This is a genomic window from Bacillus cihuensis, assembly GCF_000504145.1.
GTDB classification, from domain to species: domain Bacteria; phylum Bacillota; class Bacilli; order Bacillales; family DSM-1321; genus Peribacillus; species Peribacillus huizhouensis.
Map to the genome: position 1 here is coordinate 144,265 of NZ_KI632497.1, position 23,489 is coordinate 167,753.

Annotated in this window: 22 protein-coding genes; all 22 read right to left on the reverse strand. The window is 36.4% G+C overall.

The features are described from left to right. Positions 1 to 38: 38 nt before the first annotated feature. Positions 39 to 425 (reverse strand): TIGR02530 family flagellar biosynthesis protein, encoded by a 387-nt coding sequence (locus V179_RS0118925; RefSeq protein WP_028392847.1) that lies wholly within the window; start codon positions 423 to 425, stop codon positions 39 to 41. Between the two features lie 11 nt (positions 426 to 436). Then, on the reverse strand, positions 437 to 1,084 hold the full coding sequence (flgD, locus tag V179_RS0118930) for a flagellar hook assembly protein FlgD (protein WP_028392848.1): 648 nt from the start codon (positions 1,082 to 1,084) through the stop codon (positions 437 to 439). 9 nt (positions 1,085 to 1,093) lie between these two features. Then, positions 1,094 to 2,377 carry a flagellar hook-length control protein FliK gene (locus tag V179_RS29245; protein ID WP_051405048.1) on the reverse strand — a complete coding sequence of 428 codons (1,284 nt, stop codon included), beginning with the start codon at positions 2,375 to 2,377 and terminating at the stop codon, positions 1,094 to 1,096. Between the two features lie 5 nt (positions 2,378 to 2,382). Further along, the gene (locus tag V179_RS0118940; protein WP_051405049.1) at positions 2,383 to 3,000 is read right to left on the reverse strand and encodes a MotE family protein; all 618 of its coding nucleotides are present in this window, start codon (positions 2,998 to 3,000) and stop codon (positions 2,383 to 2,385) included. 11 nt (positions 3,001 to 3,011) lie between these two features. Further along, complete coding sequence (gene fliJ, locus V179_RS0118945; protein ID WP_028392850.1) at positions 3,012 to 3,452, reverse strand: flagellar export protein FliJ; 441 nt, start codon at positions 3,450 to 3,452, stop codon at positions 3,012 to 3,014. Positions 3,453 to 3,455: 3 nt separating this feature from the next. After that, positions 3,456 to 4,775: a flagellar protein export ATPase FliI gene (gene fliI, locus V179_RS0118950; RefSeq protein WP_028392851.1), complete on the reverse strand. Its 1,320-nt coding sequence runs from the start codon at positions 4,773 to 4,775 to the stop codon at positions 3,456 to 3,458. After that, positions 4,775 to 5,542 carry a flagellar assembly protein FliH gene (fliH, locus tag V179_RS0118955; RefSeq protein ID WP_028392852.1) on the reverse strand — a complete coding sequence of 256 codons (768 nt, stop codon included), beginning with the start codon at positions 5,540 to 5,542 and terminating at the stop codon, positions 4,775 to 4,777. Before fliH ends, fliI begins: the two co-directional genes overlap by 1 nt. Continuing rightward, complete coding sequence (gene fliG / locus V179_RS0118960) at positions 5,526 to 6,542, reverse strand: flagellar motor switch protein FliG (RefSeq protein WP_028392853.1); 1,017 nt, start codon at positions 6,540 to 6,542, stop codon at positions 5,526 to 5,528. Before fliG ends, fliH begins: the two co-directional genes overlap by 17 nt. 11 nt (positions 6,543 to 6,553) lie before the next feature. Then, positions 6,554 to 8,146, reverse strand: coding sequence for a flagellar basal-body MS-ring/collar protein FliF (fliF, locus tag V179_RS0118965; protein ID WP_028392854.1), 1,593 nt, complete (start codon positions 8,144 to 8,146; stop codon positions 6,554 to 6,556). A gap of 85 nt (positions 8,147 to 8,231) precedes the next feature. Further along, complete coding sequence (gene fliE / locus V179_RS0118970; protein WP_152534796.1) at positions 8,232 to 8,531, reverse strand: flagellar hook-basal body complex protein FliE; 300 nt, start codon at positions 8,529 to 8,531, stop codon at positions 8,232 to 8,234. Between the two features lie 26 nt (positions 8,532 to 8,557). Beyond that, on the reverse strand, positions 8,558 to 9,010 hold the full coding sequence (gene flgC / locus V179_RS0118975) for a flagellar basal body rod protein FlgC (RefSeq protein ID WP_028392856.1): 453 nt from the start codon (positions 9,008 to 9,010) through the stop codon (positions 8,558 to 8,560). Beyond that, positions 9,010 to 9,405 (reverse strand): flagellar basal body rod protein FlgB, encoded by a 396-nt coding sequence (gene flgB, locus V179_RS0118980; protein ID WP_028392857.1) that lies wholly within the window; start codon positions 9,403 to 9,405, stop codon positions 9,010 to 9,012. The genes flgC and flgB overlap by 1 nt, the downstream gene beginning before the upstream one ends. A gap of 1,025 nt (positions 9,406 to 10,430) precedes the next feature. After that, positions 10,431 to 11,210 carry a GTP-sensing pleiotropic transcriptional regulator CodY gene (gene codY, locus V179_RS0118985; RefSeq protein ID WP_028392858.1) on the reverse strand — a complete coding sequence of 260 codons (780 nt, stop codon included), beginning with the start codon at positions 11,208 to 11,210 and terminating at the stop codon, positions 10,431 to 10,433. 128 nt (positions 11,211 to 11,338) lie between these two features. After that, on the reverse strand, positions 11,339 to 12,751 hold the full coding sequence (gene hslU, locus V179_RS0118990; protein WP_028392859.1) for an HslU--HslV peptidase ATPase subunit: 1,413 nt from the start codon (positions 12,749 to 12,751) through the stop codon (positions 11,339 to 11,341). 19 nt (positions 12,752 to 12,770) lie between these two features. Beyond that, complete coding sequence (hslV, locus tag V179_RS0118995; RefSeq protein WP_028392860.1) at positions 12,771 to 13,313, reverse strand: ATP-dependent protease subunit HslV; 543 nt, start codon at positions 13,311 to 13,313, stop codon at positions 12,771 to 12,773. A 23-nt stretch (positions 13,314 to 13,336) separates the two neighbouring features. Beyond that, positions 13,337 to 14,239: a tyrosine recombinase XerC gene (gene xerC, locus V179_RS0119000; RefSeq protein WP_028392861.1), complete on the reverse strand. Its 903-nt coding sequence runs from the start codon at positions 14,237 to 14,239 to the stop codon at positions 13,337 to 13,339. Between the two features lie 61 nt (positions 14,240 to 14,300). Next, a complete protein-coding gene (gene trmFO / locus V179_RS0119005; RefSeq protein WP_028392862.1) occupies positions 14,301 to 15,608 on the reverse strand; it encodes an FADH(2)-oxidizing methylenetetrahydrofolate--tRNA-(uracil(54)-C(5))-methyltransferase TrmFO in 1,308 nt (435 codons plus the stop codon). Positions 15,609 to 16,033: 425 nt separating this feature from the next. Next, positions 16,034 to 18,109, reverse strand: a complete 2,076-nt coding sequence (gene topA / locus V179_RS0119010) for a type I DNA topoisomerase (RefSeq protein WP_028392863.1) — start codon at positions 18,107 to 18,109, stop codon at positions 16,034 to 16,036. An 859-nt stretch (positions 18,110 to 18,968) separates the two neighbouring features. Beyond that, entirely contained in the window at positions 18,969 to 19,784 is an 816-nt protein-coding gene (dprA, locus tag V179_RS0119015; RefSeq protein ID WP_051405078.1) for a DNA-processing protein DprA, read from the reverse strand. Positions 19,785 to 20,026: 242 nt separating this feature from the next. Then, positions 20,027 to 20,929 (reverse strand): succinate--CoA ligase subunit alpha, encoded by a 903-nt coding sequence (gene sucD / locus V179_RS0119020; RefSeq protein WP_028392865.1) that lies wholly within the window; start codon positions 20,927 to 20,929, stop codon positions 20,027 to 20,029. Between the two features lie 20 nt (positions 20,930 to 20,949). Next, a complete protein-coding gene (gene sucC / locus V179_RS0119025) occupies positions 20,950 to 22,110 on the reverse strand; it encodes an ADP-forming succinate--CoA ligase subunit beta (protein WP_028392866.1) in 1,161 nt (386 codons plus the stop codon). Positions 22,111 to 22,408: 298 nt separating this feature from the next. Beyond that, the gene (locus V179_RS0119030; protein WP_028392867.1) at positions 22,409 to 23,485 is read right to left on the reverse strand and encodes a DUF871 domain-containing protein; all 1,077 of its coding nucleotides are present in this window, start codon (positions 23,483 to 23,485) and stop codon (positions 22,409 to 22,411) included. Positions 23,486 to 23,489: the final 4 nt, after the last annotated feature.

The following is a 23,489-nucleotide window of genomic DNA, read 5'->3' on the forward strand; positions in this document are numbered from 1 at the left end:
CATTCCACAGCCAAGGCTTCCTTTGCAGGTCCAGCCCTTTAATCTACAAGAATCGTTCCGTTGATATTTGTGAAAATGTGGGAGGCTGATTCAGCCCGATCCATGGCAGTTATGACAATGTTGTTTTTCGTATTTACTACAAGTGCAGCATTTTCGAGAACAACTAATGATTCGGTAATCCCTATTTTTTTGGCTTCATGAACTTTTTCTTCAATCTTATTCCAAGTCTTTTCATTGATTTGAATACTTCTTTGGTCTAGTCTCATTTGAGCGTGCTTACTAATTGACAGTTTACTTGAGTTAGTTTGAATAGCTGTATGAAAATGAGCAGCAAAACTTGACTTCTCATTCTTATTTGGCGATTGTTTTGATGAAACGAGTTGAGTCGGCAGATTGGATATCGGTCTGAATCCATTCATTTTCATAAATCCTCTCCTTAAGGTGAAGAAATTTTTATCAGCTGATCTGCAGTCAGTTTAGTAGATTTATCATCTGCTAACTCATATACTGTTTTTCCGTCTTTCACTAGTACCGACTTAACAATAGCTGAAACCTCTTCATTCTCAGAACTTAAATAAGTAACTAACTTTCCGATTAATTCACTAGCAGATAATAAACTATTAGAAGATGACGTTGCATTCAATTTAGAAATATTTCCTGGCTCTAATTTCGTTCCATCCTCAAGAATAAACGTCACTCCATTATTTTTATATTCTAACGAGGAAACAACACCCGTTCCTTCTTCGACCTTAATTTCTCCGGTCTCACCCGAATCGTCCGTATTGATTTTATGCCAAGTCACTTCTTTGCCAACAAAATTGTTATATGCTAAAAGGCTGTTTTGTTGTTGGATATCAATTAAGCTATTAATTCCTGTCCCTATGTTTGTCATTTGTTCCAATGAAGAAAAAGTCGCCATTTGTGATACAAATGCTGTGTTGTCCATCGGACTAGTTGGATCTTGGTTTTGGAGCTGAGCCATCAACAGCTTTAAAAAATCATCTTTGCCAAGTGTATCGCCTTTTGTGGTTACTTTATTTTTTGGATTGTTTGACAGTAATAAAGATGTATCGATTGTCGTCATTTTTCTCACCTACACTTCAACATTTAATAAGGCTTCTTCAAATTGATTGGTAAATTCCGTTGTTACGTCATCATCTGCAGCTTTCTGATTTTGCTGTTGGTTTTGCTGCTCAGAAGCGTCCGAATCTCTTTGATAGAATCGTTCTTGAGAGAATGTGCTAAGTAGTTGTGATATTTCTATTTTTTCTACTTGAATACCTTGACCTACAAACGAATGTTTCAATCCTGATAATTGGCTTTCAAGCATTTCTTTAGCCTGTGCTGTTGTAGCCATAATTTTAGCAATCATTACATCATTCTTTTGGATAAGTTCAATTCGCAGGGCACCAAGATGTTCAGGGTTTAACTGGATAAATAATTTTTGAGTACCATTTGCATTTGTAAAGCTTGATTTTTTCAAAATCGTTTCAAATGCTTTAACAAATTGTTCTTGAGTAACTGGTTGTCCGCTTTTTTCTACAGTTAGAATAAATTGTTCTAGTTTAGACATTTGTGGAATAAAGGATTGACCAGTTTGAGTGGTTTCAAATCCTTTTATCGAAGATGGATGTACTAATTTTTTTTCATTATCTCTGTTTACACTCTCAAAGTTTTTGATATATGTATTTTGGATTAAATCTGATGCTCCACTAGCTAACAATTTATTAAACGTAGATGTTTCGGAAGACTTTTGTTGCTTACTTTCCACCATGGATTCTAGTTTTGGCAAAATTGTCTCTAACAAATGTTTCAAAGTTTTGCTGACTGCAGCTTCATTATCAGTTATCTGATTGAGGGAAATCATCGCTTCTTGTAATTTTGTAAACTTAAGAATATTTCCTACCTTATTTAAATCCAACTCGCTCCATTGATTTTCACTCATAGTTGATAAAGTAGTTAAGAATGGTAATATTTCTGTTACATCGATTTCTTCGTTCTCTGAAATCTTTTCATTCAGCATATCTAGCATCTTTTCTACATCACGCTCATTTAGCGAAACTGAATTCAATAGTTCTCCAACGATTAAGTTCTCTTCTTCTGTACTACTTTTATCTATTAATTGTGGAGGTTCAACCCCAAGAAGATTATCGGGATTGCTCAGTGCCTTCAAATCTTTGATAAGCTCATTTAATAAGGAGCGTTGTTCTTTAGTAAGCCTTCCAACATCATTTGGTTCAGCATCCTCTGCTTCTTTCGATAAAATAACTTTCCCTAATACATTGCCAAATGAATGCTCTATATCAGGCTTTTTTGAAACTGTATGATTTTTACTTGCCGAAGCTGACACTGATGCCATGATCATTCCTGCGTTCATTTGTTTCACCCCCCTTCATTTGTGCTGCTTTTAGATGCTAATAGTTTTGTAAATCTGGCTGCATCTTCTGGAGTCAATTGCTCTAGTATTGCTGCAAGCTTATCCGTTTTAATACTACTAAGAATCTTTAAGGCATCTTCATCGCCCATTTTCGAAATGATAGGTGCTGCCTTTTTAGGTGGTATCGTTTCGTACGTTTTAATAATATCTAGAAATGCACGCTTATTTATTTCTTGCGCAGCCCGCAACTCCTCAATTTCCATTTCTAATTGCTGCTTTTCAAGTTCGTTTCTTGCGATCGTTTTGTCCCTAGAGTCAATTAAATTTTCAAGCTTTATTATTTCCTCTTGGCGCTCGCTCAGCTCAGCTTCCACTTTATTAATTTGTTCTTGGAATTTTAGAATGGAATTCTCTTGTTTATTTTCATCATCCCTGTCAAAGAGTTGAGAAACAAAGGGCACCTTCTCACTTAATGCTTTTGATTTTTCAAATATATTCGTTCCAGTAAAGCTTAAATAAATGACTAGGACTAATAATGTTAACAAAAGAAAAATGAGGACAGTAAATAAAATCACTTGAAATTTATTCGACTCTACATGCTTTGTTTCGTCTATTTTCTTCACGATATCACCTACTAACCTTTACTAAGAAATTGACGAATGGAAATCTCATCCATATTCTTGTTTTCTCCTTCTTTTATTCTTTCAAGAAATTTTTGGAAATCTTTTTCTTTTATTTTTTCATATTTCTTCACTTCAATATTTTTTTCCATTAGCTTGCTTTGTTGGATGTTCATTGCTTGTCTAGCTTGAACGACTTCTTTTTGAAAATGAGTAATGATATTTTCGAGATTATCCATGAATTGTTGATTATGCCGAATTTCTTGGACTGTGAGTCCTTGTGTCAGCTTTTCTTGTTGAAATTGTAGTAAGTCTTCTTTTTTCTTTAGCAGTTTATAAAGCTTTTCAGCAACTGCTTCGAACTTTTTAATCGTTTCATTATATTTTGCTAAGACATCATTTTTCTCATTTTCTTTAATGGTTAGGATTTTGTCGAATTTATATTGAAAGATCATCTTTTATTCACCTAATCCCATTAATTGTTTCAAGTTAATGACACTTTCTTCTCTTGTCATTTTTTCATGTGTGCCTTGTTTCAAATATGAAATGATTTGAGGGTGCATTTTAATTGCATCATCGATATCCTTCGATGATCCTCTTTTATAGGCTCCAATATTAATTAAATCTTCCGACTCTATGAAGGTAGCTAAAGCCGTCCGTAATTTTTCAGCTGCAAGTTTATGAGAATTATCAACAATATTATTCATCACCCTGCTAATGCTCTTTAACACATTAATCGCTGGGTATTGTCCTTTATTTGCTAGATTTCGGTCAAGAATAAAATGGCCATCCAAAATCCCACGAACTGTATCAGCAATCGGTTCATTCATATCGTCTCCGTCTACTAACACCGTATAAAAAGCAGTAATTGTACCTAATCGGTTGGTTCCTGTTCGTTCTAGTAGACGAGGTAGTATTGAAAATACAGAAGGTGTATATCCTTTTGTAGTTGGTGGCTCTCCAACAGCTAAGCCAATTTCCCGTTGTGCCATTGCAACCCTTGTTACTGAATCCATCATAAGCATAACGTTAAGACCTTTGTTGCGAAAATATTCTGCTATGGCTGTCGCTGTTAGTGCGCCTTTAATCCGCATTAAAGCAGGCTGATCAGAGGTTGCAACAACAACGATCGAACGTGCCAAGCCTTCCGGACCAAGGTCTTTCTCAATAAACTCTCGCACTTCTCTTCCACGCTCTCCAATTAGCCCGATAACATTTAAATCTGCTGTTGTGTTCCTGGCCACCATACCGAGTAATGTACTTTTTCCGACACCACTCCCGGCAAAAATACCGACCCTTTGCCCATTGCCAACTGTTAGCAAACTATCAATCATTCTGACCCCAACATCAATTGGCTCGTCAATGGGTGGTCTTTCCATCGGATTAGGGGGATCTTGGTCTACAGGTACAGAAGAAAGTCCTTTAGGAAGCGGTGTACCATCCAAAGGAAATCCAAGAGGATCAATGACTTTGCCTATTAAACCAGCCCCTACTTTTATTTCAAGGGAGTTAGAAGTGCCTTCCACTATACTACCTGGAGATATGTCAGTCACTGTTGTGTATGGCATTAGAATGACGATCTCATCTCGAAAGCCGACAACTTCAGCACGAATCTTTTTTTCTCTGTTTTTTGTACCCGTGTAGATGTAGCAAACGTCCCCTATTGAGCTTTCTGGTCCTTGAGATTCTATCATTAGGCCAACTACACGTTTTACCCTGCCATAGTGTTTGAACGTATTCATATCTGGAATATAGGCTAATAGATCACTTGCCTTCATCATTGGCCCCTTTCTAATAGCTCGATTAGTTTATCCTTCATTTCTTTAAGCTGGCTATCGACACTTGCATCTATTCTCCCATTGGCAGACTCAATCAAACAGCTGTCTTCCGATAGTTCAGGGTCTGGATAGATAATTAAGGCCGTTTCTTTCATAAACATGGCCTGAAGATCTTCTTTTTGCTCTAGTAGTTCCTTGTAATGTACAGGATGGATATGAAGTTGGATTTCTCGATAATCTCTCGCTTCTTTAATTGTCCTTTTTACTATTGATAAAAATGCTTCACTCGATTCTTCTAGCTTCTGACCAATAATTTTTTCAGCAACAGTAATAGCCAATTCCAAAATCATCATTTCTGAAGATTCAATATGTTTTACATATTCTTGCCTTGCGGATTCAACTATACCGCTTGCCTGAGTAATCTTGTCCATCCACTCATCATACCCACTACTTCTTCCAGTTTGTACGCCTTCTGCAAAGCCCGAATCATAGGCTTGCTTCATCCATTCTGTTTTTTCATGATTTTCCCAGTACTCTTTGGCTTGCTCAATTTCTTGCAAAATGTGATTGGCGTTACTTTCAGCTTCATTAATAAGCGCTTTTGCCTTAAGCCTTGCCTCTTCAATTTGTTCAGTAATCAAATGTTCTTGAAACTCCACTTGTTCCTCAGGTGATTCTAAATTAAAATTACGAATCTTGATTTGTTTATTTTCTACTTCAGCTGACTTAGCAAACTGGGATTTAATAATTCTAGACAATAATATCATCCCCTCCGCCACGAGCTATGATGATTTCACCTGACTCCTCTAAACGGCGGATAACACCAACAATTCTTGATTGTGCTTCTTCTACATCACGCAATCGAACCGGTCCCATGTATTCCATTTCTTCCTGGAATGTTTCAACCATTCGTTTCGACATATTTCGAAAGACAATTTCTTTCACTTCATCACTTGCAACTTTAAGTGATAATTTAAGATCTTCATTATCAGATTCACGAATAACACGTTGAATGGCAAGTCCATCAAGTGTAACGATATCTTCGAATACGAACATCCGCTTCTTAATTTCTTCAGCAAGTTCAGGATCTTGGATTTCAAGTGCATCCAAGATGGTTCTTTCTGTTTGTCGGTCAACACCATTAAGAACATCAACAACAGCCTCAATCCCGCCGGTTAATGAATAATCCTGTGTAACGGTTGCAGATAGTTTTCTTTCAAGAATTTGTTCAACTTCATTAATAATTTCAGGAGACGTACTATCCATGATTGCAATTCTTCTCGCTATATCCGCCTGTACTTCCTGAGGCAGCTCCGAAAGAATTTGCCCAGCTTGAGCAGGATCCAGATAGGATAGGATTAAAGCAATAGTTTGCGGGTGTTCATTTTGGATAAAATTAAGAATTTGTGCTGGATCTGCTTTTCTTGCAAAATCAAATGGTCGCACTTGCAAAGAAGAAGTAAGCCTATTAATAATAGTTGCTGCCTGATCATGACCTAATGCTTTTTCCAGTACTTGTTTGGCATAACCAATGCCTCCCTGAGTAATATAATCTTGCGCTAGAGCAATATTATGAAATTCTTCTAATATATCTTCTTTTTCTTGAGAATCTACTTTTCTAACACTCGAAATTTCTAGTGTAAGTCTTTCTATCTCTTCCTCGGATAAGTGCTTGTAAACAGAAGCAGATACATCTGGTCCAAGAGAAATAAGAAGGATGGCTGCTTTTTGCTTTCCAGTAAGTCCTTTTTTCTTTCGTTCTGACACCTTCATTCCTCCTAGTCTTCAGCAATCCAGCTTCGTAATAGTTTTGCAAATTCGTCCGGACGCTCTTTGGCCAATTTCTCAAGCTGCTTACGTTTTAATGTTGCTTCTGTTTCCTGTTCTTCAGATAAATCAGCAACTTCAAGCATCTCATTTTCTTGCAACTCTTCAAATTCTTCTTCAATATAATCATCACGTTTTTTAGAACGAAGATATAAAATTAATAGAATAATGACAGCTACTAGTAATGCGCCCCCTACAATATAAACCCACACTGGGATTTCAGATTGCACTGGATTATCAAAAGTAACTTTTCCGTTAAAGGGTTGTACTGAAATAGCAATTTTATTTGCCAAGTCCGTATCTGTTAGTGCTGTACCAGTATTGTCTTTATTAATAGTAGTTCTGATAACCGTACTTAATATTTTCGTGATATCATCCTGACTTTGCTGTGAAAGAGAGTTCACATCTTTAGGGTTTGGCGGTTCAACCATCACTTGAATGCCTAGATCTCTTACCTTATATGGACTTTCCACAATTTGTTTCTTAATTCTATTCACTTCATAATTTATCGTTTCATCCATTTTGTCATAATCGCCATTTCCATTCGTACCAGCTTGATACGAAGTCAATGAATCAGAAGAGTCCTCTCCTTGAGGTACGCCTCCCGCTACCGTATTATCACCTGTATAAGTTTCATTCACCCGTTGTGCAGATATTGCAATTCCGGCCATATTTTCTTCATCTATAGGAGTTACAATGTTTTCTTCTCGGTTCTCTTGGGTAAAATCGACATCAGCGGTTACGGAAACCACTACTTTATCAGGTCCCATAATGGTCCCTAGCATGTTTTGCACTTGCCTTTGAATATCACGTTCAATTTCTTTTTTTATTTCATTTTGTGCAACAAAAGTGTTTCCAGAATTATTTTCATTTTTCAAATCAAAATACTCAAAATTCTGGTTCATAATGACGATATTCTCAGTAGGTAGATTCGGTATGCTTTTACTAACTAAATGGTATAGTGACTTAATTTGACCTTCATCAAATTTATAACCTGGTTTTGTATTAAGTACGATGGAAGCAGACGCTTCTTCTGATGTATCACTTACAAATATTCCTTTTTCAGGTAGATTAATCATTACGTTCGCATTATTTATACCATCGATGTTCTTCATCAAATTTGCCAATTCAGTTTGCATAGAATCCAATTTTAATACATTAAATTCATTATCTGTCATGCCAAGACCCGCATTTTGTGCAAAAAACGAATAATCGATGCTTCCTGAATTCGGTATTCCATCAGCTGCTAATTCAACCTTTAAAGTATCAACATTTTGCTCCGGGACCATAATCGTCGTCCCATTATCTTTAATTTCATTCGTTACTCCTCTACTATCTAAGTTTTCTTTAATGCTTCCAGTCTCTGAGGGTGACAAATTACTATAAAGTGGAACCATTGTGGTTCTTGTAAGAAGGATGGAGGATACTATAGCAATTAAGATTAAAGCAACTGTTGTGCTAATTAACATGATTTTTTGCATTTTGCTTTTGCTTCCCCAAAATGCCGTTAATTTATTTTTAAAATTGGTGATCACTTCATTCATCTTAATCCTCCGGTCACTCTTTAATGTAAGCTAAGTTTCCTTTCGTCAACCGCTCTATGTATGTTTGTGGAGTTAAAGATACTTGTCAGATATTCATTCTCATCATTTCTTGATAAGCTTCCACTGCTTTATTTCTCATTTCTAAAGTTAATTGAAGTGTTACACTTGCCTTTTGTGATGCGATCATAACTTCATGAAGATCAACATTTTCCCCTTTTGCCATTTTGACCGTGAACTCATCGGAGACAATTTGTGCTTCATTTACTTTATCCAAGGACTCCTTTAATACTGTTGCAAAGCTTTGTTGGGCTTTAAATGGTGTATTGAGTGGTGGTTTTTGCGGGGTGATTGCCGGCAAAGATCCTTGTTTAAAAGATATATTCATTTCATTCATTACTTATTATCTCCAATCTATTTTCCAATTTCCAAAGCTTTCATTAACATGCCTTTTGATGCATTAAATACTGTTACATTTGCTTCATATGAACGCGTCGCACTCATTAGGTCGACCATTTCTCTTAACGGATCGACATTCGGCATTTCCACATATCCATCTGCATTAGCATCTGGATGATTGGGGTTATAGACCAGTTTGAAAGGTGTCTCGTCTTCAATTATTCTAGAAACATGCACTCCATTACCAGAACCTGTACTTTTCCCGATTGCATTATGTAAATAGCTTGAAAATTGACTTCCGTTCTCCTGTAGCACTACAGATTTTCTTTTGTAAGCTTGCCATTTTCCATTGACATATTCTGCCCTAGATGTTTCAGCATTTGCCATATTAGAAGAGATAACATCCATTCTTAACCTTTGACTTGTAAGTGCTGATGAAGTCGTATTTAAACTTTGAAACATTCGAATCATCTTCCTCCTTTTATGACATTTAACAGTGAAGAAAATTTCCCACTTGTTCTTTCGATTAAAGCATTGTAATAGATCTGGTTGGATGCTAGATTGCTCATTTCTTTATCAACATCCACGCTATTACCACTATTATTGTATTGCACATTGTTTTGAACAAACACCTTTGTCATCTCAGAAGAAAGAGGTTTATAAGTAAAATGTCGTTGATTCGTTCTGTAAGCTTGAATAGAAGATTCTAAATCCGAACCGAAGGATTTAGATAGTTTTACATCTTTTGCTTTATAATTCGGTGTATCTACATTTGCAATATTTTCAGAAATAATTTTTTGTTTTGCGCTCGAATAATTCAATGCTTGTTCAAGTGTAGTAAAAGTAGAAGAAAACAGTTTCATCATATCCCCCTCCTTTGTATCAGTATTGTAAGAAAATTATTATATCTGTAATAAAAAAAATAATTGTATAATAACTATTTTAAAGAAGTAAACGAATGCTGTCTATCAAGATTCGTCATTATTCGCCATGCCAAAAGACCTATTTTAGTCGTTTTTTGTCTAATTTTGTATATAAAACTCTATTTAATGGAAATCTTTTAGCAAATTCATCCTTGTTTTTCACTATTTTACATAGTTTCGACATAAATAATTCCACTTTTGTTAATTGCCTTATTAACTATAAATAAAATCTTTTATATTTAACCGTTACTTTAGAACTATTTTCAGTGAAATATATATGAAATATTTCTATAAAATATTTCCATTGACAGGAAGATGGGTATTTTATTACAACCAATACCATTTTTATGAAGTTAACTGTTACTCTAATCCTGTTTAATATGTTATTTTCATAAATTTCATTCACTAAAAGGAAATAATTGAAATTTATTACATTAATCTTTTCTATTGACAAACGTGTTTTCGCTTTTTTATCGGGAGTGTACCAATTGATACTGGATCATGTTTCCAATTTTCTATAAGAAGCAATTGAGCTATATTTTAATGGAATAATTCGTACAGGAATAGGGGGGAATTGTTATTAATGTAATAAGAAATTGTAAATCATAAAATGAATTGAGATAGGCTGAAACTAAATACGGGAGGCTTTTTAAGCTCTTTAGCGGCACAAGGATAGACAATGAAAAGGGCTTAATGAAATCAACCACTAAGAAACTAAATACTTCTTTCTTCTATTATTCCCCAGTAGTCATTCAACAAAAGCATAGGAAATAAATACAAGAGTGTCGCAAAAGAAAAAGGTCAGACCCCGCAACAATTCAATACAGTATAAAGTAGTGTATGGATCACTACATACTGATTTAATGTGCGAGGTCAGACCTTTTTGGGACACACTCGTATTATGGAACTATTTTTGACTTTCCTTAACACGAACTAGTTCAACTTATTAAAATTTCTCTAATCAATTAATTATTTTTTAATTTTTCAAGTTCAAACAAAAATTTATCGTTTAGCACTTTTATATAAGTACCTTTCATTCCTAATGAACGTGATTCAATAACGCCAGCACTTTCTAATTTTCTTAATGCATTAACAATAACAGATCTAGTGATACCCACACGGTCCGCTATCTTAGATGCAACTAGAAGTCCTTCACTACCTTTTAATTCCTCGAAAATATGTTCAATTGCTTCCAATTCGCTATATGATAATGAGCTAATCGCCATTTGTACGATCGCTTTACTACGAGCTTCTTCTTCAATTTCTTCTGCTTTTTCACGTAGTATTTCCATACCAATTACAGTAGCTCCATATTCCGCTAAAATTAAATCATCATCATGGAATTTATCTTGAAGACGAGCAAGAATCAAAGTTCCTAGACGCTCTCCACCACCAATAATAGGTACAATTGTTGTCAAACCGCTAACAAACAGTTCTTTGTTCTCGATCGGAAATGCTGTATATTCACTTTCTACATTCAAATTAGAAGATGTTTCTTGTAAGTTGAATAAGCTTTTCGTATATTCTTCAGGGAACTGTCTGTCTTTTAGCATTTGATTTAATCGATCATTTTCAATTTGCTGGTTAATGGCAAATCCTAAAAGCTTCCCTCTTCTGCTTACAACATATACGTTCGATTCGATAACTTCACTTAAACTTTCAGCCATTTCTTTAAAATTCACAGGTTGCCCAGCAGCATTTTGCAGCATAGCGTTAATTTTTCTTGTTTTTTCTAATAAATTCATTACAGTTTTCCTCCTAAATTACCTTGCTTTAATGTAGTAAGTCATTGTGTCCAAATATAGTTTAATCTAGGAGAACTATCGAGCAAACACTCTTATTTGGTATTTCTTTTGTTTCATACATTCCTAGACTAAAGAATAAATTGACTTAAATCTTTGTTCTTTACGATCGTTCCTAACTTCTCCTCCACATATTGTGGGGTAATCGTTACTTTTTCTAACGTAATTTCTGGAGCTTCAAATGAGAGATCCTCAAGAAGTCTTTCCATAATGGTATGCAGACGACGGGCTCCGATATTGTCTGTGTTTTGATTTACTTCAAAAGCTACTTCAGCAATTCTACGAATAGCTTCGTCAGAAAATTCAATTTCTATACCTTCGGTTGCCAATAATGCTATATATTGCTTAATAAGTGCATTATCTGGCTCATGAAGAATTCGCACAAAATCATCAACAGATAATTTAGTCAACTCTACACGAATTGGAAAGCGCCCTTGGAGCTCGGGAATTAAATCTGATGGTTTCGCGATATGAAAAGCGCCAGCAGAGATGAATAATACATGATCGGTTTTTACCGAACCATATTTCGTTACAACAGTTGAGCCTTCTACAATTGGGAGAATATCTCGCTGAACACCTTCTCTGGAAACATCCGCAGAGGAACTACCAGATTTCTTACTAGCAATTTTATCAATCTCATCAATGAAGATAATCCCAGTTTGTTCTGCTCTGAATACCGCTTCCTGCGTTACTTCATCCATATCAATCAATTTACCAGCTTCTTCATTTGCTAATACAATTCTCGCTTCACTTACCTTTAATTTTCGCTTTTTAGTCTTTTTGGGTATTAAACTGCCTAGTGCATCCTGCATATTCATCCCCATTTGTTCCATTCCCGAACCTTGGAGCATATCAAACATCGATGCTTGCTGTTCTTCCACTTCAACTGTTATTATTTCGTTTTCTAGTTCACCGAGCGCAAGCTTTTCTTTCACAATTTTTCGTTTTTCTTGAAGACTCAAATCTTCGGCAGAATTTTTGGATTCTTCTTCAAAAGAATCATTTGTTCCACCACCAAAAAATACTTCTAACGGATTTTTAAAATTTGATTGTTTTTTACTTGAAGGTACGAGCAACTCAATCAGGCGGTTATTTGCATTTTCTTCTGCCCGTTCTTTAACACTTTCTTTCTTTTCTTCTTTAACAAGCCGTACAGACGTTTCAACCAAATCTCGAACCATAGACTCAACATCTCTACCGACGTATCCTACTTCAGTAAATTTAGTTGCCTCTACTTTAATAAAAGGTGCACTTACTATCCTAGCCATTCTTCGAGCAATTTCCGTTTTCCCTACTCCTGTAGGGCCAATCATGAGGATGTTTTTAGGCACTACTTCATCTCGTAATTGATCTTTTAATAAGCTGCGGCGATAACGATTACGAAGAGCCACAGCTACAGCACGTTTTGCATCGCGCTGTCCGACAATGTATTGATCAAGTTTTTCTACAATCTGTCTCGGTGTTAAATTCGATTTGTTTGCCATATCACACAGCTCCTCTCACTTACAATTCTTCTACAATAATATTTGTATTGGTAAACACGCAAATTTCGGCAGCAATATTTAAAGCTGATTGAGCGATTTCCTTTGCAGTTAAATGATCACCTGAGAATTGCTTTAAAGCTCGACCTGCAGCTAATGCATAGTTACCTCCAGATCCAATGGCAAGAATGCCATCATCAGGTTCAATAACTTCGCCAGTACCCGAAACAAGTAGTAAATCATGTTGATCCATGACAATGAGCATCGCTTCTAATTTGCGCAAAATATTGTCACTTCGCCATTGCTTTGCTAACTCAACAGAAGCTCTTTGTAAATTTCCATTAAATTCTTCAAGTTTCGCTTCAAACATTTCAAATAATGTAAAAGCATCCGCAACAGAACCAGCAAAACCAGCTAATACTTTTCCATTAAAAAGTCGACGTACCTTTCTCGCAGTATGCTTCATCACTACTGAATTTCCAAGTGTAACCTGACCATCGCCTGACATGGCACATTCACCTTTATGCACAATAGCAAAAATTGTAGTTGCATGAAATTCTCCCATAACGATTCTCCTTTATAAAGCGATTATGCTCGCGGATGTGATGCATTGTAGACTTTCCTTAATTGTTCTTTTGTTACATGTGTATAAATTTGTGTTGACGAAATTTTAGAATGTCCCAATAATTCTTGGACTGTTCTTAAATCCGCTCCATTATTCAAAAGATGTGTGGCAAACGAATGCCTTAACATATGAGGATGCAATTCTATTTTCTGTGCAGCTTTTTTAATAATCGCTGTTAGTATATAACGCACCCCTCTTGGTGTAAGTGGATCTCCACGAAAATTTATTAACAAAAAGGGATGAGACTTTGCATGTGAAGTCATCACTTTTGCCCTTGCATCATGTATGTAAGCTGCTATTGCATCTTTGGCATATTGACCCAACGGCATATAGCGATCTTTTTTTCCTTTACCATGTACTAAAACGGTTCCTAGTGAAAAATCAAGATCTTGAAGCTTAATATCACAGCCTTCACTGACACGTATCCCAGTTGCATATAACAATTCCAATAAAGCAGCATCTCTCAATCCCATCGGTGAATCAAGTTCTAGTGATAAAAACAGTTGATTCAACTCTTCTTCGTATAAAAAGCGCGGTAGCTTTTGATCTTTTTTAGGAAGTGATACAAGGGAAAAGGGGTTTTCTTTCACAAACCCCTCACGCATTAAAAATTTATAAAAACTCCGCAAGCAGGACGTTTTTCTTGCAACTGATCTTTTGGAAAGATTACATTCGTATAATTTTGTCAAAAATAAGCGCGCATCAAAATATTCAACAGAATCAATCGAGTTCATGCCTTGTTCATTCATGAACAAAACAAATTCTTCGATATCCCGTTGATAACTTTCAATGGTATAGTGTGAACAGTTTTTTTCAATTTGCAAATATTCTATAAAAGAAGATAAAGCTTGATTTGCCTGTAACATTCGGTACACCTCGCAAAGGCTATTAAATAGTATCACATATTAATATCGGAGGCAAACAAATTTACAAATTCTTCACAAATTTCTGAATTGTTTCCAATGCTCTTGATGCATGCTTCTCATTGCGTTCTTTTTTCCCTCTAATTTTCTCGTCAAGCTCTGGAAAAATCCCAAAATTCGCATTCATCGGCTGAAATGTTTTTGCGTTGGTTGAGGTTATATATCTCGCCATGCTACCGATTGCTGTTTCAGCTGGGAATACAACAGGCTCTTGTCCTAATACAATTTTCGCAGCATTTATACCTGCAGCAAGTCCGGATGCAGCTGACTCTACATATCCTTCAACCCCTGTCATTTGACCTGCAAAAAATAAATCTTCACGATTCTTAAATTGATAGGTCGGTTTTAATACTTTAGGTGAATTGATGAATGTATTTCGATGCATAACGCCATATCGTACAATTTCCGCATTCTCAAGACCTGGAATTAATTGAAGGACTTCCTTTTGAGGTCCCCATTTTAAATGTGTCTGAAAACCGACAAGATTGTAAAGAGTTCCAGCTGCATCATCTTGACGTAATTGAATAACTGCATAAGGTCTTTTCCCTGTTTTTGGATCTTCAAGACCTACAGGCTTAAGTGGGCCAAATAACATCGTTTTTTTCCCTCTTGATGCCATTACTTCAATCGGCATGCAGCCTTCAAAGAATATTTCCTTCTCAAATTCCTTAAGTGGAACGGTCTCAGCAGCAATAAGTGCTTCATAAAAACGGTTGAATTCTTCTTCAGTCATTGGACAATTCAAGTATGCTGCTTCTCCCTTATCATAACGAGATTTCAAATATACCTTATCCATATTAATGCTGTCTCTTTCAATAATTGGAGCAGCTGCATCGTAAAAATACAAATATTCTTCATCCATTATTTCTTGAAGCTTAGTAGAAAGCGCTTGGCTTGTTAAAGGTCCTGTCGCAATGATTGTCGGACCTTCAGGTATTTCTGTCATTTCTTCATTCAATACCGTAACATTGGGATGATTTCTCACCATTTCTGTCACTTTGCCTGCAAATTCATGCCGGTCAACAGCCAAAGCTCCTCCCGCTGGAACCGCACATGCATCTGCAGCTAGCATGATGACTGAATTCAACTGGCGCATTTCTTCCTTTAAGACTCCAACTGCGTTTGTTAAACCATTTGCACGCAAAGAGTTACTGCAAACAAGTTCAGCGAATTTATCTGTATGGTGGGCAGGTGTTTGCTTTACAGGCCGCATTTCGTATAGATTAACTTTAACTCCACGATTAGCTAGTTGCCAGACCGCTTCACTTCCAGCTAATCCAGCCCCGATTACATTGACAACTGTTTCTTTCATTCTACGTACCTCCGCATATAAATATGAATATTAATATCAAGTATATGTAAATCATGCTTTATTTTCCTAAACACTCACAATGTGAAAATGTTTCTGTTAATATCAGCAATAGTAAATTATATAACCTACAGAAACTCCTTGTCCATTGCATTTTACCTTACATATTGGAAAGATGAAAGTTTCAAGCATTATCACCAATTATTCACCAATAAATACCTCATACACTTACATTTTTGTTAATAAAAGGAGCTGCTCTTTCATTAAGCGAAAGCAAGCACCAATTATAACAAAAAACTAGATGATGTGTAATTTTATTAAATAGACTTTCTAATCCACATAAAGGAAACTGCATTCAGTAGTGGTTTTACTTCCCGTTAATACGGGATAAAAAATTAAAAAGGTGAGCTGTTCACTCACCTTAAGAACTAATTTTGTGGTGTTTCTTTATAATCACAGTTTACACACTGTACTTGTACGCCTTTTTTCAATTTTTTCTCTACTAAAGTTCCTTCACATTTCGGACATGGTCTTGGCAGTGGTTTATCCCAAGAGATAAAGTCACACTCTGGATAACGATCACACCCATAGAATAGACGGCGTTTTTTACTTTTTCTTTCAATTATATTACCTTCATGACATTTCGGACATTTGACACCGATTTCTTTCACAATCGGTTTTGTATTACGACAGTCTGGAAAATTACTGCAAGCCATGAATTTCCCATAGCGACCCATTTTAAATACCATTGGATTTCCGCATTCCTCACAGTCTTCGCCAGCTGGTTCATCCTTGATTTCTACTTTTTCCATTTCCGCTTCCGCTTTAATTAGATGGACTTCGAATTCCTTATAAAATTCGTCAATTACTTGGATCCATTCCATATTTCCTGCCTCAATATTATCGAATTCACGTTCCATTTTAGCGGTGAATGCCAAGTCAAGTACATCCGGAAAGAATTCCATAATTAATTCTAGAACAATTTCTCCTAGCTCTGTAGGAATAAAACGTTTATTATCGAGCGATACATACCCTCTTTTTTGAATTGTATCTAAAGTTGGCGCATACGTGGAAGGGCGACCTATACCTAATTCTTCAAGAGTTTTTACAAGTCTAGCCTCCGTATACCTTGGCGGCGGCTGGGTGAAATGCTGTTTCGGTTCAATGTCTTTTGCGAAAAACGTATCACCTTCGCTCACTTCAGGCAACATATTTTCTTTTTCTTCAACTGAATCATCTGTACCTTCAACATATACTTTCATGAATCCAGGAAACTTTATTTTGGAACCATTTGCTCTAAAAATAATATCAGTATTGATTAAATCAATTGTCATCGTATCCATAACTGCAGAAGCCATCTGACTAGATACTAAGCGCTCCCAAATTAATTTATATAGGCGGAATTGGTCTCTCGACAAATATTCTTTAATAGAACTCGGATCTCTAAGCGCACTTGTCGGCCGGATTGCTTCGTGTGCATCCTGGGAATTTGTTTGTTTTTTATCCTTACGTTCTTCCATTAGAATATATTCCTGACCATATGCACTACCAATAAAACTACGGACTTCTTCCTTAGCACTATCTGAAATACGAGTGGAATCTGTTCTCATATAAGTGATTAATCCAATCGTTCCACCTTTACCTAATTCGATCCCTTCATACAATTGCTGAGCTAACATCATCGTTTTCCTTGCACGAAAATTCAACTTTCTCGCAGCTTCTTGTTGAAGAGATGATGTTGTAAATGGAGCTGCGGGATTACGTTTTCTTTCCTTTTTTGTCACCTTATTGATTTTGAATTCACTTCCGGTGATAGCATCCAATATTTGTTTAACATCATGTTCTGACTTCAGTTCAACTCGTTCTCCTGCTTTACTAAAAAACGATCCTTCGAATTGGTCTGTACCTTTTAGAAAATCGGATTTAATTGTCCAATACTCTTCTGGTACAAAGCTCTTGATTTCTTTTTCCCTGTCGATGATCATCCGAACCGCAACGGATTGAACACGTCCAGCACTTAGACCCTTTTTAACTTTCTTCCATAATAATGGACTAATATTATATCCGACCAAACGATCAAGGATTCTTCGTGCTTGTTGTGCATCCACTAAATCCATATTGATTGGACGAGGTGTTTTAAACGATTCTTTAATTGCCTCTTTTGTAATTTCATTAAACACCACTCGACAATCTGACGCAATATCTACTCCAAGACTGTGAGCTAAGTGCCATGCAATCGCTTCCCCTTCTCTGTCGGGGTCAGCTGCGAGATAGATTTTCTTCGCTTTTTTTGCAGCTGTTTTCAATTCTTTTAATACTGGTCCTTTTCCTCGGATTGTAATATATTTCGGGTTATACTCATGTTCTACATCTACACCCATTTGACTCTTCGGCAAATCACGAACATGTCCCATAGAAGCTCTTACTTTATATTTCTTTCCTAAATAACGTTCTATTGTTTTCGCTTTCGCTGGTGATTCCACTATTACTAAGTATTCTGACATTCAATAAATCCTCCTCAAGAGGTAATATAAATCTTCACTATTATTAATCATACAAAAATCATTTGTCAATCTTCTTTGATTTTTTTTATTTTATCACAGATATAAGAAACCGTTTTCATAAATGGTTCTGAAATATTCAGCCTGATGCAAAATTATACCAACATTACAAAATTATCAACATTTTTATTGAATTTTTCTTTTCAAATCATAGACATTTTCAAGTGATACTTCTAAATTAGTAGATTAAACTTTTGTTATTTCCAACGTTAATATATGATTATGCTTGTTTTTCATTATAATCACATAACTATCTTTAAGAAATAGATTTTTTTAAAAAGTGTAGCTTCAATCAGTAGGCTTTTCTTCATCCCATACTGATTGTTAGTCCCGGTCTACTGTCTTCGTCTGGGTAACCCACATCCTGTGGGTGCAAACTTTACCTCTGCATAGCTCTCGGCAAGTTTCACTATATCTCACCAATCGAGCTTTTAAGTCAAAAATCAAGACGACTGGTGTAGGAACGTCTCCTAAGATTGCTCACGTCCTGTGAGCACCGTAGACGCCATCACATCCTGTGATAGTCCGACTAACATATTTGGAATAAGGCGTAGAGTAGTTTGCTACGAGTATTACCGCTTGATCTTGAGTTGGGCTAGTATCCGCAACTAAATTAGGCAGTTATCCCCCCCATCTACCGCTTTATCGATTCCTCTAATCCTTGAGGTGAGGGGACTACCCGTTTATGCCGATAAATCAGAGGACATCTCGAAAATAGACGTCCTCCTCCATTCAAATTTTTCATTTTCACTCACTAAGATTTAGCACCAATAACAGCTGATTATAATAGAAGAAAATAGGTTTAATATCTTTCGAACTCTACGTCAATATCCGTTGCTGAAAGTACCATCTTAGCTCCTTCTTGAATTAAGAAATTGGACCCAGCTGATAAATCACTCGTAATGTTACCTGGTAGGGCAAAAACCTCACGACCTTGCTCTAATGCGTGCTTCGCCGTTATTAAAGAACCACTTCTTTCCTTTGCTTCAACAACAAAAATCCCTTTGGATAGCCCGCTTATAATTCGGTTTCTTACTGGAAACATCCATGGTTCAGGACGTCTAGATGGTGGAGTTTCTGAAATAAGCAATCCATATTTGATAATATTTGTGGCCAAGTGAATATTACTAACAGGATACATATGAAAGTGGCCACCTCCTAAAATACCGATTGTCTTTCCTCCGCAATCGAGTGCTATTCGATGCGCAGCAGCATCAATTCCTGTCGCTACACCACTAATAATGACATATTCTTTCTTAAGAAGGGGTGGCAATACCCTTTTTAGGGCCGCTACACCGTACTCAGACGGTTTTCTCGTTCCCACTACCCCTAAACTATGCTCATAGGTTAACAACCTTCTATCCCCTCTTAAATAAAGAACCCAGGGAGGATCATAAATTTGTTTTAAGAGGTTTGGATAATCATCATCCGCTATCGTAACAATTTCAATATCATTATTTTTATAATGTTGAATGATTTCTTGAATATTTATGCTATGGAGGTCTTGATAAAAAGTTTGTAGTTTTGCTGAAGAAATTGGAAGAATACTTTGCCATTTGGGAAAGGAATTCGTATAAAGAGTATTCAGTGAGGGGTCTGCCAAAAGAATCTTCTTCATGGTTTGCCATCCTACACCACGACAATGGTGCAAATGTATGATTTTATCAGTAAAATCCAATTAGATCACTCCTAATGCGGTTTTTAACGAAGGGGAACGATCGTGAAGAGATAAATGGCTGCCTCAAAAGAGAGAATTACCTCGAACTCTACAAACAGTATTGCATACATACATACGCACTGTATTATTCGTAGTTTCGGAATATTATCTCTTGCTTTTGAAGCAGTCCAATTTATCGATTATTAATTTGTCTTACATTGTTCGTAGATGCCCTTTTCTTTTAGGACAGTAATTAGTGTTTCACCCATGACAGATGGAGTTTCAGCGACTTTGATTCCACATTCATTCATAACGCGGATTTTTTCATCTGCTGTCCCTTTTCCTCCAGAGATGATTGCACCAGCATGTCCCATTCTTTTTCCTGGAGGGGCTGTGCGTCCACCAATGAAGCCAACAACCGGTTTCGTCATATTAGCTGCTACCCATTTAGCAGCTTCTTCTTCAGCTGTTCCACCAATTTCACCAATCATGATGACTGCATATGTTTCAGGGTCTTCATTGAACGCTTTAAGAACATCGATGAAGTTTGTTCCGTTAACTGGATCTCCGCCAATTCCGACGGCTGAAGTTTGGCCAATTCCTGCTTGTGTCAATTGATGAACGGCTTCATACGTTAACGTACCAGAACGAGAAACGACACCAACATGACCTTTTGTATGAATGTATCCAGGCATAATACCTATTTTACATTCATCAGCTGTAATAACGCCTGGACAGTTTGGTCCAATTAAGCGTGTCTTCTTGCCTTCCATATAACGCTTAACTTTCACCATATCCATAACTGGGATGTGTTCTGTAATACAGATTGCAAGATCTAATTCTGCATCTGTTGCTTCAAGAATTGCATCTGCTGCAAACGGAGCTGGTACATAAATCACGGATGCAGTGGCACCAGTTGCACGAACAGCTTCAAGTACCGTGTTAAAAACTGGCACACCTTCAACTTCAGTTCCACCTTTTCCTGGCGTTACTCCACCGACAATCTTAGTCCCATATTCCAACATTTGTTTTGTGTGAAATAAAGCCGTTGAACCAGTAATACCTTGAACAATGACTTTAGTATCTTTATTAATAAATACGCCCATTTTTGGTCCCCCCTGCCCTTTTATCCTACAAGTGATACGATTTTTTGTGCACCGTCTGCCATAGATTCAGCAGGTGTTAAATTCAAACCGGAATCTTTTAAAATTTGTTTACCCAAATCAACGTTTGTTCCTTCAAGACGAACAACAACTGGAACATCAAGTCCTAATTGTTTCGCAGCTTCAACTACTCCTTCAGCAATTACATCACATTTCATAATTCCGCCAAAAATGTTAACAAAAATACCTTTTACATTTTTGTCAGATAAAATAATTTTAAATGCCTCTGTTACCTTTTCCGCAGTAGCACCACCGCCAACATCAAGGAAGTTTGCTGGGTCTCCGCTATAATGTTTGATGATATCCATCGTAGACATCGCAAGACCTGCACCGTTAACCATGCAACCGATGTTGCCCGTCAAAGAAATATAGCTTAAATCATATTTCGAAGCTTCAATTTCTTTTGGATCTTCTTCATCAAGATCACGGTATTCTAATATATCTTTGTGACGGAATAAAGCGTTATCATCAAAGTTCATTTTTGCGTCCAAAGCCATTACATTTCCATCACCAGTTATGACTAGTGGATTAATTTCTGCAATGGAACAGTCTTTTTCAACAAAAGCAGTATATAGACCTAACATGAACTTTACAGCTTTATTGACTAATTCCTTAGGGATATTAATGTTAAATGCAATTCTTCTAGCTTGAAAGCCTGTTAAACCTACTACTGGATCAATAACTTCCTTGAAGATTTTTTCAGGCGTCTTTTCTGCCACTTCTTCAATCTCTGTTCCGCCTTCTTCTGAAGCCATTAGAACGACACGAGATGTATCACGGTCCAATACAAGACCTATATAGTATTCTTTCTTAATGTCGCAACCTTCCTCAATTAACAGACGCTTTACTTCTTTCCCTTCAGGGCCAGTTTGGTGAGTAATAAGTGTTTTCCCAAGAATTTCTGCTGCATATGTACGCGCTTCATCAAGATTTTTCGCAACCTTAACACCGCCAGCTTTACCACGGCCGCCTGCATGAATTTGAGCTTTCACAACAACAACATCTGTTCCTAATTCTTTTGCAGCTTCAACTGCTTCCTCAACAGTAAAGGCTACACGGCCATTCGGAACAGATACCCCGTATTGTCTGAGGATCTCTTTACCTTGATACTCATGGATATTCATTTCCCATCCTCCTTGTCAACTATAAAACAATTATAATGATAAAACGCAAAACTAAAATCCCATTTAACACCAATACCGATTTATGTACATGTTAAAAAGTTAGAATGAATAACATTCCTTTTAATCCATTTCATCGAATTGGCTCATATTCCTCTGTGGCTAACAGAGAAAACAAGTAATATATATAGCGTTTTCACATGGGATAAAATAGCCTGCGGTTTCATTGTATATAATGTAATTTTAATTGTCTACTTAAACGTACAAAACTTTTCTACAATTCTTTTTATTCCAAGAATAGCTAATCTAATAAAATGTTTATTATTGTGAATCCTTGACCTGATTTTATATACTTTAATAGATTTATGTCTTGTTCAATAACTCGTCCCACTACATTTACTTTTTCATTAATTGGTAAATTTTTTTTGACAATCTGTAATTCCCCATGATAACGACCATACCGCTCATTATCAATTGTTATACTACCTATTGCTCTTTCAGTCGTATTCTCGGGATGAATGATATAATTCTTGTTCGCAGTATAAGTTCTTGAAGTTTTTGATCGGATAACGTCTCTTGCAGCATCCATCCGATTATGATGTTTAAGAGCGATGATGGATTTTGTCGGTGGGTGTTGTGTATGGATTGTACTTCTTAGCGGAATTGACCCATCGACCATTTTCTCAAATTGTAAAAGGGTATCTTTTTGTAGCGAAATGTCTCCTATCGCAACTTTATCAACATTACACTCATGAATTAACTCAAGAAAAGATTGGAAGGGAGGTTCATTACGATGTTGCTCAAGTGTAGGCAATCCTTCGTTAAGTGGACCTCTTAGCAACTTATCTCCCGGAACAAATGCCATTACTTTAAATCCTAATTTCTTAAGCATGATGTTTTGTTTTATAAAGTCATTCTTATCTAGTCCTGTTTCGATACGTGGATAATAATTATGCCAGGCCTCAACTTGATTCAAATTGATGTTTGCTTTTAGTAGATCTTGAACAAAGTCAAGAGTAATTGTACTTGCATTTAACGCAATCTTCATAGTATGTGAAAGTTTAGCAACTGTAATAGGCTCCAATCCATAATCTAGCCTTAATCTATTTACTCCCCACGTCTTTATTTCTTCGATCGTATCGGGTGTGAATCCTAAGAGCTGAAAAGAAACAGGGGAAATATCGGCGACCAAGTCCATATTGTATGTTCGTGCCTGCCTACCTAAAGTTTTCAGTAAATCTTTAAAATGAGTCCTATCATCTTCAAGGATATGCAGAGAGGTAAAAATAAACTGAAATCCAGCCTGTGACATTTCTTTTAGGTACGTTTCTTGTTCTTCATCACTTCTATTTCCAAGATAAACAGAACATCCTAACATCATA

What these genes read in the sequence shown, in the direction of transcription:
- codY (WP_028392858.1), bottom strand. Translation starts at nt 11,210, where the DNA reads ATGAATTTATTAGAAAAAACAAGAAAAATTAACGCTATGCTGCAAAAT.
- flgD (WP_028392848.1), bottom strand. Translation starts at nt 1,084, where the DNA reads ATGACGACAATCGATACATCTTTATTACTGTCAAACAATCCAAAAAAT.
- fliF (WP_028392854.1), bottom strand. Translation starts at nt 8,146, where the DNA reads ATGAATGAAGTGATCACCAATTTTAAAAATAAATTAACGGCATTTTGG.
- fliE (WP_152534796.1), bottom strand. Translation starts at nt 8,531, where the DNA reads ATGAATATATCTTTTAAACAAGGATCTTTGCCGGCAATCACCCCGCAA.
- hslU (WP_028392859.1), bottom strand. Translation starts at nt 12,751, where the DNA reads ATGGCAAACAAATCGAATTTAACACCGAGACAGATTGTAGAAAAACTT.
- hslV (WP_028392860.1), bottom strand. Translation starts at nt 13,313, where the DNA reads ATGGGAGAATTTCATGCAACTACAATTTTTGCTATTGTGCATAAAGGT.
- V179_RS29245 (WP_051405048.1), bottom strand. Translation starts at nt 2,377, where the DNA reads ATGAACGCAGGAATGATCATGGCATCAGTGTCAGCTTCGGCAAGTAAA.
- V179_RS0119030 (WP_028392867.1), bottom strand. Translation starts at nt 23,485, where the DNA reads ATGTTAGGATGTTCTGTTTATCTTGGAAATAGAAGTGATGAAGAACAA.
- sucC (WP_028392866.1), bottom strand. Translation starts at nt 22,110, where the DNA reads ATGAATATCCATGAGTATCAAGGTAAAGAGATCCTCAGACAATACGGG.
- dprA (WP_051405078.1), bottom strand. Translation starts at nt 19,784, where the DNA reads ATGAAGAAGATTCTTTTGGCAGACCCCTCACTGAATACTCTTTATACG.
- xerC (WP_028392861.1), bottom strand. Translation starts at nt 14,239, where the DNA reads ATGTTACAGGCAAATCAAGCTTTATCTTCTTTTATAGAATATTTGCAA.
- flgB (WP_028392857.1), bottom strand. Translation starts at nt 9,405, where the DNA reads ATGAAACTGTTTTCTTCTACTTTTACTACACTTGAACAAGCATTGAAT.
- fliJ (WP_028392850.1), bottom strand. Translation starts at nt 3,452, where the DNA reads ATGATCTTTCAATATAAATTCGACAAAATCCTAACCATTAAAGAAAAT.
- sucD (WP_028392865.1), bottom strand. Translation starts at nt 20,929, where the DNA reads ATGGGCGTATTTATTAATAAAGATACTAAAGTCATTGTTCAAGGTATT.
- V179_RS0118925 (WP_028392847.1), bottom strand. Translation starts at nt 425, where the DNA reads ATGAAAATGAATGGATTCAGACCGATATCCAATCTGCCGACTCAACTC.
- trmFO (WP_028392862.1), bottom strand. Translation starts at nt 15,608, where the DNA reads ATGAAAGAAACAGTTGTCAATGTAATCGGGGCTGGATTAGCTGGAAGT.
- topA (WP_028392863.1), bottom strand. Translation starts at nt 18,109, where the DNA reads ATGTCAGAATACTTAGTAATAGTGGAATCACCAGCGAAAGCGAAAACA.
- fliI (WP_028392851.1), bottom strand. Translation starts at nt 4,775, where the DNA reads ATGAAGGCAAGTGATCTATTAGCCTATATTCCAGATATGAATACGTTC.
- fliH (WP_028392852.1), bottom strand. Translation starts at nt 5,542, where the DNA reads ATGATATTATTGTCTAGAATTATTAAATCCCAGTTTGCTAAGTCAGCT.